This window comes from Sorangium sp. So ce185, assembly GCF_051526825.1.
Lineage (GTDB): Bacteria > Myxococcota_A > Polyangia > Polyangiales > Polyangiaceae > Sorangium > Sorangium cellulosum_D.
Genome location: NZ_CP150316.1, coordinates 8,929,949 through 8,944,800, shown reverse-complemented (window position 1 = coordinate 8,944,800; position 14,852 = coordinate 8,929,949). Strand labels below are relative to the sequence as shown.

Sequence of the window (14,852 nt, the reverse complement as noted above, 5' to 3'; positions counted from 1 at the left end):
CGTCGACTTCCTGCGTTACTGTAGGAGTAAGCCGGTGTCCAACGCGACCGTCGGCTGCCCGAAATCGAGCCGATCATGCACCGCTGCGCCGTATGTCACGGGCGGCTCGCCGACGGCGCGCCGTGCGCCAGGGATGGCTTCACGCCGCCGCCCGGCGAGCCCGACGTCGTGGCAGGCGCGGCGCCCGCGATCGACGGCTTCTCGCTGCTCGGTCCGCTCGGGCGCGGCGGCTTCTCGGACGTCTGGGCCGCGGAGCGGGACGACGACGGCGCGCCGGCGGCCATCAAGGTGGCGCGGCAGGCGGCGTCGAGCGTCCGCGAGCGGTTCCGGCGCGAGGCCGCGCTCCTCGAGCGCGTGGGGGTGCCCCACGTCGCCCAGCTGTACGCCCAGGGCGAGCTCGCCGACGGCCGGCCTTACCTCGCGATGGAGCGGCTCTTCGGCCGGACCCTGGCCGACGAGCTCGCCGCGCTCCGCGCCCCGTTCGACCCGGACCGCGCCGCCGGGCGCGCGGACGCGATCCTCGCGGTGCTCGAGGCGGCGCACGCGCGCGGGGTCGTCCACCGCGATCTCAAGCCGGAGAACCTCTTCCTGCTCCGCACGAGCGGCCGCGCCGTGCTGCTCGATTTCGGCCTCGCGAAGCTCGCCCCGGGCGACGACCAGCCGGCCTCGTCGATCCGCGCCACGCGCGTCGGCGACGTCGTGGGGACGCCGGAGTACATGGCCCCGGAGCAGCTCCGGGGCGACGCCGCGCGGATCGACGCGCGCGCCGACATCTACGCGTTCGGCGTCGTCCTGTTCGAGCTGCTCACCCTGCGCCCGCCGTTCGTCGGGAACGAGGACGCCATCGAGCACGGCCACCTGGCGCTGCGCCCGCCGCGCCCGAGCGACCTCGCGGACGTCCCCGAGGGGCTCGAGGAGCTCACGCTCGCCTGCCTCGCCAAGGACCCGAGCCGCCGCCCCGACAGCGCCACAACGCTCCGGCGCACCCTGCACGCCCTGCGCGCGCGCCCGGCCGCCGACACCCTCCCGCCGCCCTCGTCGCCGCGCTCCGGGCCGCGGTCGTCGCGGCCGGTCGACGGCGTCGCCACGGCCGCCGCCGAGGGGCGCCAGCCGGTCGCGCTGCTCCTCGCCGAGGCCGGCGCCGGGCCGGTGATCGCGGCGGTCGGCAGCCGCCGGGGGTTCGTCGCGCGGCAGCGGGGGCAGCGCTGCCTCGCCGTGTTCTCCGCGCGGGACGTCCACGACCCGGCCCGCGCCGCCCTCGCCGCGGCGCGCGAGATCGCGGAGCGCGGCGGCGCGCGCGTCGCGCTGCACCTCGCCAGCGTGCGCCTGCGCCGGGTCCCCGGCGGCATGCACGCGGCCTACGGCTCCCCGGTCGAGCGCCCCGAGACGTGGCTCCCCCCCGAGCCGTGGCGGGGCCTCGCGATGACCGAGGAGTTCCAGCGCGCGCTGCCCGAGGAGGAGCTCGCCCCCACGCCGCCGAACGACCCGGAGAGCCTGGGCGAGCCGCCGCTGCTCGGCCGCGACGACGTGCTCTCGGCGCTCGCGGGCAGCGCGACCGAGGCCTTCGACGGGGCGTGCCCCGGCCTGTTCACGCTGATCGGCGACGCCGGCCTCGGCAAGTCGCGCCTCACGGCCGAGGCCGCCTGCATCGCCGGCGTGCCGGTCCCGGACGTGCGCGTGGTGGTCGTGCGCGCGCTCCACCCCATCCACGGCGGCGCCGCGCAGGCGGTGCGCGCGCTCCTGCGCGTCGCGCTCGACGCGCCCGACGACGCGCCCGACGACCCGCGGGGCTTCTGCGTGGCGCGGCTCGGCGAGCCGCTCGGCAGCGCGACGTGGGAGGCGGTCGCGGCGGCGCTCGGCTGGGCGGATCCGGGGGGCGGACGGCTGTCCGGCGCGGCCCGCCACGGCCTGATGCTGGCGCTCGCCGAGGCGCTCCGCCAGCGGGCGCGCCGCGGCCCGCTCGCCGTCATCCTCGACGACGCCGACCAGGCGGACGACGTGCTGCTCGACGCCCTGGAGTACGCCACGCTCGACGGCGAGGGTGTCCTGCTCTGGGCGGTCGTGACCGCGCGCCCGCGCTTCGAGCAGGCCCGCCCCAGCTGGGGCCAGCGCAACCAGCGCCACACCCGCGTGACGCTCGCGCCGCTCGCGGAGGAGGCGGCGATGGACCTCGCGTCGCGGCTGCTCCTGCCCGCCGAGTTCCCGCCGGCCGAGACCCTCCGCCGCCTGGCCGACTGGGCGGGGGGCAACCCGGACTGCCTGCGCCAGATCGTCCGCTCCCTCAAGCACGCCGGGGTCGTGCGCCGGCGCGCCGGCGGCGGCTTCTACCTCGCGACCGCGGAGGTCGAGGCGCTGCCGCCCGCGCCGGCGTGGCAGTGGCTCGCGGCGCGGCAGCTCGACGAGCTCCCGGCGGAGCTCGCCGCGTGCGCCCGGGTCTGCTCGGCGCTCGGCATGTCGTTCGATCGCGCCGAGCTCGAGGCGGTGCTGGACGGCCTGGAGCGCGCGGGCGCCGCCGGCTCGATGGTCGACGCGGGCTTCGGGCTCTCGGCGCTCGTCGAGCGGCGGATCCTGCTGCGCGACAGCGAGGTCGGCGGCGGCGCGGACGACCGCCACGCGTTCCAGAACGCGATCTTCCAGGAGGCGGTTTACGAGATGCTCGACCCGGCGCACCGCGCCGCGATCCACCTGAGCGCCCTCGCGTACTGGCGGGCGCAGGTGGCGGCCGGCTCGACCGACGGGCTCCGCGCGCTCGCGCGCCACGCGGCCGCGAGCGGCGAGTGCGCCGAGGCCGCCGACGCCTACCTCGCGCTCGGCGATCTCGCGTCGGCGCGGCACCACGTCGTCGAGGCGGACCAGCGCTACGGCGCCGCGCTCCAGGTCGCGGCGCCGGGCGACGCGCGCCGGCGCGTGCGCGCGCTCGCGGGGCGCGGCAGGAGCCGGTACCGCATGTGCCGCCTGAAGGAGGCGCGCCGCGATTTCGGCGAGGCGCTCGCGCTGGCCGAGGCGCTCGGCGACGCCCACCAGAGGGCGAGCCTGCTGCTCGAGGACGCGACCGCGCTCGACTGGGACTTCGACTTCGAGGCGTCGGCGCGCCGGGTGGACGAGGCGCGGCCGCTCGTCGACGCGGCGCGCTCGCCGGAGCTCGCGCTGCTCCTCCGGGTCGCCGAGGGCCGGACCTCGTGGCGGCGGGGGAAGCTCGAGGCGTCGATCGCGGAGCTCACCGACTGCGCCGAGCGCGCCGGGGCGTCGGGCGACTACGACGCGCGCGTCCTCGCCCTCATCATGCTGTCCTTTCAGCTCGCGTCGGCGGGCCGTCGCGAGGAGGCCGAGCGGGCCTTCGGGGATCTCATCGCCCTGCTCACGGCGGCCGGCGACCGGTTCCACCTCTGCGCCGCGTACATCAACCGCATCGCGCTGTGGGCCTGGAGGTGGTCGCTGCCTGGCGCGGTCGACGACCTCCGCCGCGCGGTCGATCTCGCGCGCGAGATCGGCAATCCGTGGCTCGAGAAGATGGCTTCGTACAACGTCGCCGTGCTCCTTCACTGGAGCGACAGGCAGCGTGAGGCGCTCGCGCTCGCGCGGCGCGCCCGGTGGCTGGAAGAGCAGGCCTCGGAGCGCCCCGTGCCGCACACGGCGATCCTGCTCGCGCAGATTCACCTCGTCCTCGACGAGTACGAGCAAGCCAGCCAGCTGGCCCTGTGGATCGCGCGCTCCTGCGTCCTCGAGCCGGGCGACGTCCGGGACTACGCCTTGCTCGAGCTCGTGCTCTCCGAGGTCGGTCTCCGGCCGGCCGGGTCCGCCTCTCTGTCGTGGGACGACGCCATCGCGCTCGCGAGAGACCAGCCCATCGTCGAGAACACGCTTCAGCTCTTCTACTGGCGTGCTCGAATGGCGCTTCGTCGAGGACACACCGGAGAGGCGGAGGAGTCGCTCGCGAGCGCGCGGGCGCTCCGCGCGGCGAGCCCCATGTGGCTGTCTCGCTTCGACGAGCTCGAGCGCAGGCTGGAGGAGGCGTCGCGAACGGACGTTCGTCCAACCCTGACGGCTTGATTCGACAAGCCATGTCCCCGCGCCGCGTTTGGGCGAGCACGGCTATCCGTGCACGCAGTGTATACCAGTTTTCAGTATTGCGCGTCTTCCTGGAAAATGAAACAGTGTGGGATTAAGAAAACAGCGCTTGTAGTCTTATGTCTGACGCTGTAATGACCCAGGAGGAAAGCGGAATGTCCTCGATTCGCTTCGTCGCAGTTGGTGTCCTTGGCGCCTGTGTGCTCACGGCGGGGTGCATCGGACCATCCGATGTCGATCCGGTCGAAACGGCCGAGACGGCGGAGGCGCCGCTGGGGCGCCGCACGGTGGCGCCCATCGGCGCGAACGGCCTGGCTCCCGCCCACTTCTGGGCGCAGGAGAACCGCGCGGCGTTCCGGGCGCTCGGCGGCGCTCCGCTCGTCGTCGGCGGCGTCCTGGCCGCGACGTCGCTGCTCGGCACCGAGGGCGGGAGGAGCGTGCTCGACTATACGATACGTTGCGCGCTGTCCGAGGGTCAGGTCGTCCACGCACCGAACGGCGATCCGTATTACGGCTCCTTTGGCTTTGCGCCGGCCTGGACAGGTCGTGCGCTCAACCTCTCGGAGCAGCGCTGGGTTTCGGCGTGCATCTTTCAGCACCTGAACGGCTCCGGCGCGCATGTGGATATCCTGCTGAGGGGCGGCCATCCGGCCCTCGCGTGCTCCCCGGACGAGGCGCCCTTTCTCGATTTCTTCGTGCGGGACGCCACGATGTTCGGAAACGCCTTCCTCCCCGGGCCCATTGCCGGGTTCGCCTGCATCGATCCCGATCTGACGGGGGAGCTCTCGAGGATATCGCTGAGCTGCCCGCTCGATCTCAACCTCCTCGAGCTGGACAGGCTCTGCGGTCATGTGCCGACGTGCGGGATCGCCTTCGTCGGGCTCTGCAACCTGGCCTGCACGGCGGACACCGCCGGCAACAAGACGTGCAACACGCTCCCGCTGCTCGGGCCGCTGCTCGGGCCGATCCTCGGGCCCATCCTCGGACCAAGCTACGCGGAGACCATCCGGACCCAGCTACGCGACGCGGATCTCCTCCCGCTCTACCCAGGGTGCGGCCTGCTCTGACCGGCGCCGGCGGGCGGCAGGGGAGCTCGCCGCGCGCTGGCCGGCGGGTGTAGCGCGCGGCCTGCCCGCGCGGCCACGCACCTCGTCACGTCCCGAGGCGCGCCTTCAGCTGCTGGATGGCGTCGGCGATCGCCTTGTCCTCGCGGAAGCAGCACGGGTCGTTCCGCCTGCACCGGGCGCCGTGCAGCACCTGGAGCTCGAAGAGCGTGCGCTCGTCCCCCTCGGCCGCGGCGCGGCCGAACAGCGCCCGCTTGCCGTTGCACGTGGCCTTGCGGAACGCGAACGTGACGCGGAGCGCGGGGGTCGCGCGCGCCATCACCTCGGGCCTCGCCAGGATCTCGCTGGCGCGCCGGGCCGCCTTCGTGCCCCCCCGGGCGCGCACGACGTCGAGCAGCACGTCCAGCCCGCCGGTGCCGAGCCGGTTCGTGAGCAGGTCGAAGACCTGGTCCGCCGCCGGGTTGTCCTCCTCGAACGCGATGCCCGCCACCGTGGAGAGGACCTCTTCGCGCAGGCCCCGGCTCAGGACGAGCTCCGGGTCGGCCTCGGCCAGGCCCAGCAGCGACTGCGCGCCGAGCACCCAGTTCCTGATCGCCACCGCCTTGCCGAGCTGCGCGCGCAGCCCGGCGGCGCCCCGGTCGTCCTCCTCGGGCGGCGCGCTGGCCGGCGCTGCCGGCGGCGGCGCTGTCGGCGCGGGCGGGGTGACCACGGCGGCGGCCGCGGGCGCCTCCGCGGCTGGCCTGGGCTGCCGGAGGACGAGCCAGAGCGCGACGCCGATCGGGAGCGCCGCCGCGGTCGCCAGCGCCACCGCGAGGGGCACCCACCGCGCCGAGGGCGCGGGCCGGCGGTGCGCGTGGGCGAGCAGGGTCTTCCGGGGGCCTGACCAGGCCGGCGGCGCCGCCTTGGGGGCGCCTTGCGCAGGCTGCGTCGCCGGCGCCTCCTGCGCAGCTGGCGCTCGCGGCGCGGGTTGCGCTCCCGGCCCGGCGTGCGCCCCCTGCGCGGCGTGCGCCCCCTGCGCGGCCTGCGTCGCCTGCGCGGCCTGCGTCGCCTGCGCGGCGTGCGCCCCCTGCGCGCCGCTCCCGACCGCCGCCCGCGCGATCGCCGCCAGCGCCTCGTCGAGCGCCGCGACCGCATCGGCCGCCGTCTGGTAGCGGAACGACGCGTCGTGCTCCATGAGCCGCGCCACGGCCTGCTCGACCTCGTAGGGCACGACCAGATCCGGCGCGCGCAGGCTGAGGGCCGGCGGCCCCGCCGCGCCCTGCTGCTTGAGCCGCGCCACGATGTTCTTCGTGTCGAAGGGGTGGTGTCCTGTGAGCATCTCGTAGAGCACGAGCCCGAGCGCATACAGGTCCGCGCGCGCGTCCACCGCATCCATCCCGCGCAGCGCCTCCGGCGCCAGGTACGCGAGCGTGCCGAACACCTCGCCCGCGTTCGTCAGGGCCGGGGTCGGGCCCGCCGTCTTCCGGCTCTGGCTGGACAGGAGATCGACATCCACCTTCGCCAGCCCGAAATCGATGAGCCGGACCTGATCGTGCGCGTCGAGCAGGACGTTCAGCGGCTTCACGTCGCGGTGGACGATGCCCTTCTCGTGCGTCGCCGAGAGCGCCGACGCGAGCTGGCGCGCGATGCGGAGCGCCCGCGCGGGCGGCAGCCGCCCCTCGGCGATCACGTCCTTGAGCGGCGTGCCCTCGACGTACTCGAGGACGAGGAAGAACGACGCGTCGTCCAGCTGACCGAAGTCGATGGCCGCGACCACGTTCGGGTGCCGGATGTGGGCGCCCGCGACGGCCTCGCGCTCGAACCGGGCCACGAGCTCCGGCATCCGCCGGGCGAGCGGCCTGAGCACCTTGATGGCGACCCGCTTGCGCAGGTGCACCTGCTCGCCGCGGTAGACGGCGCCCATCCCGCCCTCCCCGATGAGCGCGTCGACGCGGTACCGCCCCGAGATCAGGCTCCCGACCAGCGCGTCGCCGCCCGCGGCGCCGGCGGCGGCCGCCGCCTCGATGTCCTCGGCGAGCGCCGAGCTCGAGAGCTCCTCCAGCGGCGCAGCGGCCGGCGCTCCGACCTTCGGCACCGCGAGCTCCTCGATGTAGGCCGAGCCGAGCGGCTCTTCGGCCGAGCCGAGCGGCTCTTCGGCCGAGCCGAGCGGCTCTTCGGATCGCGGCGTCTCCGGCATGCGGCGCAGGATATCAGGTCGGCCGGCGCCGCGGGGAAGGTGCGCAGCGCCGGGAGGGGCGCGGGCGCGCGCGCCTCCCGGCGACGCACCTCACAGGAGGAACGACACGCCGAGCGAGAACGCGGGATACCCGAGGCGCATCGTGAGCGTCACGTTCTCGGTGAAGTGAAAGCGCCCTCCGATGAACACCACCGGTGAGACCCCGGGGTACGGGTCGCGCCCGAGGTCGCCCAGATAGAACGACAGCCCCGGCTCGCCGAAGACCGACCACCGCCGGTGAAGCCAGAAGTTCCACTGCATCACGACCGAGCCGAACACGTAGTTCGACGCGTCCCCGTACGCGTCGACCTCGGTGCAGATGCGCGTGCCCGCGGGCCCGTTCTCGAAGCGCCTGCAGTCGCCGCGATAATTCCCGTTGCCCGCGTAGTGGAGGCCGTCGATGCCGAAGCCGAGCCCCACCGAGTCGTTGATGCGCTTGATGAAGCCGTCGGGCACGATATCGATGGTGGCGCGGAAGCCCGCGCCGACGCCCGTACCGACGCCCGGGCCCAGCGGCTCGAACGGCGCGAAGAGCAGGTGCGGCTCGAGCTCGACCTTGTAATCCGGGCGATCCCCGGGGCGCTTGATCGTCATCTGCGCTTCCCCGACCCCGGCCCACCCGACGGTCAGCGCCGCGAACGAGAGCGCGGCGGCCAGGAGGCGCGGCGCGCGAAGCTGCGATGTCATCGCTCTCTGCATGGATCTCCGTCTCCTCAGCATCCGCCGCACGCGAGCGAGCGGTCCGGGCAGCTGACCGCGGCCTCGCCGTCGGGGCAGCGGACGCGGCACTCGCCGCTCACGTTCTCGCAGAACACATGGCACGAGCCCCGGCACTCGATCTCGCAGGTCCCCACGTTCCGGCAGGTCACGACGCTGCTCGACCCGACGCTGACGCCGCACCGGCTCGTGTCGTGGCACTCGTACCGGCAGCCGCGGTCGCAGATGGCGCCGCACGACGCGGTGTTATGGCAGTTGAGATCGCAGTCGTCGCCGCACGAGGCCGAGCAGTCGTTGACGTCGAAGCACTCGAACGAGCACCCGTGCTCGCAGACGGCGCCGCAGTGGACCATCTGGAAGCAGCGCTGGTCGCAGAAGTCACCGTCGCAGCCGAGGTAGCAATCGTCTCCGTTGAAGCACTCGCACGCCTCTCCCTCGACGCAGGCGCCGCTGTTCCAGCAGCTCGCCAGGCAGAGGCCCGCGAAGAGCATGAGCAAACACAGTGCATAGAAGCGCATGGCCGGGGCAGCATACTCGAGCCGCCCGGAAATTGTCACCAAATCCGCGGAGGTGCGCCCCGAGGTCCGCTCACCACCGCGTCCAGCGAGAGATTCGCCGAACGCGTGTAAATCGTGTGTCGTCGCTGGCGAGCCCGAGCCGCTCCGCGAGGTGGGTCCCGAGGTGGGGGCCCCAGCCGCCGTCGTCCCGCGGCTCGTCCCCGTCCGCGCCGAGGTTGTATTCCCAGCACTGCGCGTAGTGCTGGGTGACGTTCTGGTTCTGGAGCGCGCAGTTCCCCGGGTCGGGGTCGACGTCGCGGTCCTGGGACGACCACCCGGAGAGGAACTGCGAGACGTAGATGTCGGCGTTCCCGGAGACGTGCTCGGGGCGGAGGAGCTTCATGGTCGCCGAGTCGATGCCTTCGGCGGTCGCGCGCATGACCGTCTTGACGGTCCCCTCGATATCCTCGATCTCGTCGCGGTACTCTCGACCGACGAAGTAGAGCGAGCCTCGGTAATAGTTCTGCGAGATCGCCGGCTCTCCCCGGGTCCCGAGCCGCTCGGCGTAAGGGATGTTCCAGAAAGGGAGCGTCGCTCCCGCGTCGGAGCCGACGCTGTTGTAGACGAGCGCCCAGCCGCCGCCGTCCGTCGTCAGATCGCAGTAGACGGGGAGCTCCGGCTCTGGGCCGGCCCCGTCCAGATCGAGGAGGACCACGCCGCTCGGCTGGCCGCGGGGAACGTCGGCGCACCGGGCGTAGGTGCACCCCTGGTTGATCACACCGTCGCAGTCCTCGTCCTCGGCGGTGTCGCAGCGCTCGGACGCCGGCAGCACCTCTCCGGCGCAGGGGCCGTATCCCTTCCCGTCCTCGTCGCAGGTCCTCACGCCGCCGCGGCAGACGCCGCGGTTCATCGTGTCGGGCTCTCCGCTGTAACAGCCGTTCTGGGTTCCGGGATCGCACGGCCCGCCGCCGCTGCTCGCCGAGGCGCCGCCGCCGCTCGCCGTCGCGCCGCCCTCGCCGGCGCTCGCCGTGGCGCCGCCCGCGCCCCCTCCGGCGCCGTCCTCCCCGAACCTCCGCACCTTCGTCGTGCAGGCCGGCGCGGCGGCCAGCCACACGACGGCCGCGCAGCAGGCGCCTGCGACCGGACGTTGGCCGAGCACCGTGCGGTGTTGGGGGGACTCTTGAGAGGACCGAGCGCGCGCCACGCTGCCTTATACACCAGCCGCCTCGCCCCGCCCAACGACCGAGCACGACCGGGGCGGCGCCGGCGTGGCGCACGGCGCCGGCGCGGCGTGGCGCGCGGCGCCGGCGCGGCGTGGCGCGCGGCGCCGGCGCGGCGTGGCGCACGGCGCCGGCGCGGCGTGGCGCACGGCGCCGGCGCGGCGTGGCCGCGGCGCCGGCGCGGCGTGGCCGCGGCGCCGGCGCGCCACGGTCAGGGGGAGAGGGCCCGGGCCGGGGTCTGCCCGCTTTGCAGCGCGAACGAGATGGCGCTCTGGAGGGTGCTCTTCGTGATGAGGCCCGCCAGGTCGAGCCCGAGCCCGACGAGCGTCTGCGCCACCGCCGGCCGGATGCCGGTCAGGATGGTCCGTGCGCCGAGCAGCTGCAGCGCCCTCGCGGTGTCGACGAGGGCGGAGGCGACCCGCGTGTCGATCTCCTTGAGCCCCGTCACGTCGAGGATGACCATCTGGGCCTGGCTGGACTGGACTCCATCGAGCGCGACGGCCATCACCTGGCTGACGCGCTCCGTGTCCATCTGCCCCACGAGCGGCATGACCACGATGCGATCGGTGATCGGGATGAGCGGCGTCGACATCGCCTGCATCGAGTCGCGGAGCCGCGCGAGCGTCCGCTCGAACTCGCCGAGCAGCTCCCGGTACGACGTGACGTCGTGGGCGGTGCCATAGACGAGGCGGTTCGCCGGGTCATCGGCCGCGTCGAGGTGCGCGGTCCACGCGAGCCACTTGTAGGAGCCGTCCTTGCACTCGTAGCGGTTGTCGAACCGGATGGTCGTGCGGCCCTGGAAGAGGGCGGCGGCCTCGGCGAGCGTGGCCTCGCGGTCCTCGGGGTGGACGAACTCGATGAACGGCCTCGACGTCATGTCCTCGGGCGTCCACCCCAGGGTGCGCTCCCAGGCCGGGTTGGCGTGCCGGAAGTACCCCTCGGCGTCCAGGGTCACGAGCAGGCCCACCGAGACCTGGAACAGCCGCTCGTACACCTTTGCGAGCTGCGCCACCTGCTCGAACCGAGCCGCCTGCTCCCGGTCGTTCGTCACGTCGAGCGCCGTGGCATAGATGAGGCGCGCTTCGGCGGGCTCGGCCATGTCCACGCGGGCGGCCCAGCCGAGCCAGCGGTACGACCCGTCCTTGCACAGATAGCGGTTGTCGAACCGCGATGTCGTGCGACCGTTGAAGAGGGCGTTGGTCTCCGCGAGCGTGGCCTCCCGGTCGCCCGGGTGGACGAACTCGATGTACGGCTTCGCCCTGAGCTCATCGAGCGACCAGCCGAGGGTCCGCTCCCAGGCGGGGTTCAGATCGTGGAAATGGCCGCGTGCGTCCGCCGTAGCCAGGAGCCCTGAAGCGACCTCGAACAACTTTTCGTGGCTCAAGCCGATGTCCTCCCCTGTGCGGGCGCGGCGCGCTCCTCGTCGCGTCCGGCCGCTCCGCTCGACTCCCCTGTGCCGGCGCAGGCGAGCCCCTCCGCCGTCCGGCCGGAGCGCGCGAGCGCCCGCGTCCACACGGCGGGAGGTCGAGCCCACCCATGCTTCGGAGCTTGCTTGTCCACGAGATCGACTTTTATGTCAAGAGTGTTTCGCGGGCTCCGCGGCGTCGCCGGGAAGCCGCCGGAAGCGGCCGGAGCCTGGTGTGCGTGCTCGCCCCTGGGCGGCGTCCGCTGTCAGTGTGAGCGAGGTTGCAAGGCCATGATGAGGCGGGTAGGGTCCGCGCCACAAGGAGTGGACCATGACCGTCTCTGCGATTTTCAACCCGGCGCGCTGGCGTGAGGTCGAGGGCTTCTCGTTCGAGGATCTCACCTATCACCGCGCCGTCGATCAGGGCACCGTGCGTATCGCGTTCAACCGGCCGGAGGTGCGCAATGCCTTTCGTCCCCGCACGGTCGATGAGCTGTACACCGCGCTCGAGCACGCGCGCACGACCTCCGACGTGGGTTGTGTGCTGATCACCGGCAACGGGCCTTCTCCGAAGGACGGCGGCTGGGCGTTCTGCTCCGGCGGCGATCAGCGCATCCGCGGGAAGGACGGTTACAAGTACGAGGGCGAGAGCGCGGGGCAGGCCGATCCGGCGCGGCTCGGCCGGCTCCACATCCTCGAGGTGCAGCGGCTCATCCGGTTCATGCCGAAGGTCGTCATCGCCGTGGTGCCCGGCTGGGCGGCGGGCGGCGGCCACAGCCTCCACGTCGTCTGCGACATGACGCTGGCGAGCCGCGAGCACGCGATGTTCAAGCAGACGGACCCGGACGTGGCGAGCTTCGACAGCGGTTATGGCTCGGCGCTGCTCGCGCGGCAGGTCGGGCAGAAGAAGGCGCGGGAGATCTTCTTTCTGGGGCTCGATTACACGGCGGAGCAGGCGGCGGCGATGGGGATGGTCAACGCCGTGGTGCCCCACGCCGAGCTCGAGGAGGAGGCGCTCCGCTGGGGGGCGATCATCAACTCGAAGAGCCCGACCGCGATGCGGATGCTGAAGTACGGCTTCAACCTGCCTGACGAGGGGCTCGTTGGACAGCAGCTCTTCGCCGGCGAGGCGACGCGGCTCGCCTACGGCACGGAGGAGGCGCAGGAGGGGCGGGATGCTTTTCTAGACAAGCGCCGTCCCGATTTCAAGCGCTTTCCCTGGCACTACTGACGGCGCCGCGCCGCGCGCTCTCCCCGGGGCCCCGGCGGACTCCCGTAAGTCCTCTCAAACATGAAGAAAAATTGATGCGGAACCGGGCGGCCGGGCGCCGTTTCCACAAACCCACAGGCAGGATCCGACCTGTAAAATTGCATCGTGGACGCACGGATGCGGCATGTTCGCGACGCCGCGATGCGTGATCTCGAGTCAACGAGGTCGGGTGATCGTACGGCGCGAGGGGCGCCTATCTGCGCTTGACAATCACACCGTATCCATCAATGGTGTCGCTGCCGCGCCGTGACGTGACGTTCGCATCGTTCACTGCTGCGCGGCCCTCAACTTCTTCTTCTTCCGGAGATGCTCATCATGCTTTGTGCTGGTAGGTCGGCTGGTTGGAAGCGTTCATGGCTGTCCCTGGGAGGGTCGCTACTCCTGGCGCTCGTGGGCGGCCTCACCGCGGTTGGCTGCGGCGACGACGGCTCCTCGAACGGCGCGAACAACGGTTCGGGCGGCGCGGGGGCCTCGGGCGGCGCGGGCGGCGCGGGCGGCGCGGGCGGCGAGGGCGGCGTGGGGGCCTCGGGCGGGGGCGGCGCGGGCGGCGAGGCGCCGGTCGAGACGGTGCCGCCTTCCGGTTCGGAGCTGATCCGCGTCAATCAGGTCGGGTACCTGCCGGCCGCCGCCAAGGTCGCGACGGTCGTGGCCGCGGCCGACAAGCCGCACGCGTGGGAGCTCGTCGACGCGGCCGGCTCCGTGGTCGACAGCGGGGCGACCCGCGTCGTGGGCGACGACGCCGCCTCCGGCGAGCACGTGCACACCATCGACTTCAGCGATTTCACCACCGTCGGCGAGGGCTACAAGCTCCGCGTCGGGACCGTGACGAGCCACCCGTTCGACGTGAGCCCGACCATCTATTCCCAGATGAAGTACGACGCGCTCGCGTACTTCTATCACAACCGCTCCGGCATCGAGATCCTCGAGCAGTACGTCGGCCCGGACCACGCGCGCCCGGCGGGGCACAAGCCGGATGAGGCGCCCTGCGCCGACGGCATCGGCTGCTCGTACACGCTCGACGTCACGGGCGGGTGGTACGACGCCGGCGATCACGGCAAGTACGTGGTCAACGGCGGTATCTCCGCCTGGACGCTGCTGAACCAGTACGAGCGGTTCGTCGCGCTCGGGACCACGGCGGGGGATTTCGCCGACGGCAAGCTGAAGATCCCCGAGAACGGGAACCGGATCCCCGACCTCCTCGACGAGGCCCGGTGGGAGATCGATTTCATGCTCAAGATGCAGGTGCCCCAGGGCGAGACCAACGCGGGCATGGTGCACCACAAGATCCACGACCTCGCGTGGACCGGCCTGCCGCTGGCGCCGCACGAGGATACGCAGCCGCGCTTCCTGCGCCCGGTCAGCACGGCGGCGACGCTCAACCTGGCCGCGACCGCGGCCCAGGCCGCGCGCATCTGGAAGGAGCTCGACCCCACGTTCTCGGCGAAGTGCCTCGAGGCCGCGACGCGGGCGTGGACCGCGGCGAAGGCGAACCCGAAGGTCACCCTCCCGAACGAGGGGATGGTTGCGGGTGGCGGCGCCTACGGCGACAGCAACCTGGGCGACGAGTTCTACTGGGCGGCCGCCGAGCTGTTCCTCACCACGGGCGACGCCGCGTACAAGGCCGAGCTCGCGGCGTCGGACTACAGCAAGGAACTCATCGGCGTGGACGGCACGTTCAGCGCCATGACCTGGGGCCAGGTCGACGGGCTGGGCGCCATCTCGCTCGCCGTGGTCGAGGCCCAGCACGCCGCGGCGGAGCGCGAGGCGGCCCGCACCCAGCTGATCGCCATCGCCGACAAGTACCTCGAGGCCGTCGCGACGGAGGGGTACCGGGTGCCCTTCACGGTGGGCGCGGGTGGCTACCCCTGGGGCTCCAACTCGTTCGTGCTCAACAACATGCTGGTCCTGGCCCTGGCCCACGACTTCACCGGCGAGCAGAAGTACTTCGACGGCGTGGCGTCGGGCGCGGACTACCTCCTCGGGCGCAACCCGATGGACAAGTCCTACGTCTCCGGCTACGGCGAGAACCCGCTCGAGAACCCGCATCATCGCTTCTGGGCGGCCCAGGTCGACCCCGAGTACCCGTCGGCTCCGCCCGGCGCGGTCTCCGGCGGGCCGAACTCGGGGCTGGAGGATGAGGTGGCGCAAGCGGCGCTCGACGAGACGGCCGAGCGCGCGAAGTGCGCCCCGCAAAGGTGCTACCTCGACGACATCGGGGCGTGGTCGGTCAACGAGATCACCATCAACTGGAACAGCCCGTTCGCGTGGACGGTGGCCTGGCTCGACGAGAAGGCCAAGACCGCCCAGTGACCCCAGAGCGCCGCGCGCTCGCGTGATCGCGTGATCGCGTGACGCGCGGCGCGGCTCCCCCCGGGGGCGCCGGCAGCCCACCGGCG

General features: G+C 72.8%; 9 protein-coding genes. 4 read left to right on the top strand and 5 right to left on the bottom strand.

The features are described from left to right. Nucleotides 1-75: 75 nt before the first annotated feature. Entirely contained in the window at nucleotides 76-4,050 is a 3,975-nt protein-coding gene (locus tag WMF26_RS32745) for a protein kinase domain-containing protein (protein WP_437995927.1), read from the top strand. A 173-nt stretch (nucleotides 4,051-4,223) separates the two neighbouring features. After that, entirely contained in the window at nucleotides 4,224-5,135 is a 912-nt protein-coding gene (locus WMF26_RS32740; RefSeq protein WP_437995926.1) for a hypothetical protein, read from the top strand. Between the two features lie 85 nt (nucleotides 5,136-5,220). Here the strand turns inward: WMF26_RS32740 and WMF26_RS32735 are convergent, their stop codons facing one another. The 5 genes from WMF26_RS32735 to WMF26_RS32715 all read right to left on the bottom strand — a co-directional run bounded on the left by WMF26_RS32735 (nucleotide 5,221) and on the right by WMF26_RS32715 (nucleotide 11,165). Continuing rightward, nucleotides 5,221-7,308, bottom strand: coding sequence for a protein kinase domain-containing protein (locus WMF26_RS32735; protein ID WP_437995925.1), 2,088 nt, complete (start codon nucleotides 7,306-7,308; stop codon nucleotides 5,221-5,223). A gap of 90 nt (nucleotides 7,309-7,398) precedes the next feature. Further along, nucleotides 7,399-8,034 carry a hypothetical protein gene (locus WMF26_RS32730; RefSeq protein WP_437995924.1) on the bottom strand — a complete coding sequence of 212 codons (636 nt, stop codon included), beginning with the start codon at nucleotides 8,032-8,034 and terminating at the stop codon, nucleotides 7,399-7,401. A 26-nt stretch (nucleotides 8,035-8,060) separates the two neighbouring features. After that, a complete protein-coding gene (locus WMF26_RS32725) occupies nucleotides 8,061-8,582 on the bottom strand; it encodes a hypothetical protein (RefSeq protein WP_437995923.1) in 522 nt (173 codons plus the stop codon). A gap of 70 nt (nucleotides 8,583-8,652) precedes the next feature. Then, entirely contained in the window at nucleotides 8,653-9,471 is an 819-nt protein-coding gene (locus WMF26_RS32720; protein ID WP_437995922.1) for a fibrinogen-like YCDxxxxGGGW domain-containing protein, read from the bottom strand. A gap of 521 nt (nucleotides 9,472-9,992) precedes the next feature. After that, entirely contained in the window at nucleotides 9,993-11,165 is a 1,173-nt protein-coding gene (locus tag WMF26_RS32715; protein ID WP_437995921.1) for a PAS domain S-box protein, read from the bottom strand. A gap of 352 nt (nucleotides 11,166-11,517) precedes the next feature. Between WMF26_RS32715 and WMF26_RS32710 the strand changes: the two genes are divergently transcribed. Together WMF26_RS32710 and WMF26_RS32705 are read left to right on the top strand one after the other, a co-directional pair. Then, nucleotides 11,518-12,417: a 1,4-dihydroxy-2-naphthoyl-CoA synthase gene (locus tag WMF26_RS32710; protein ID WP_061629811.1), complete on the top strand. Its 900-nt coding sequence runs from the start codon at nucleotides 11,518-11,520 to the stop codon at nucleotides 12,415-12,417. Between the two features lie 429 nt (nucleotides 12,418-12,846). Next, nucleotides 12,847-14,766, top strand: coding sequence for a glycoside hydrolase family 9 protein (locus WMF26_RS32705; protein ID WP_437995920.1), 1,920 nt, complete (start codon nucleotides 12,847-12,849; stop codon nucleotides 14,764-14,766). Nucleotides 14,767-14,852 lie beyond the last annotated feature (86 nt).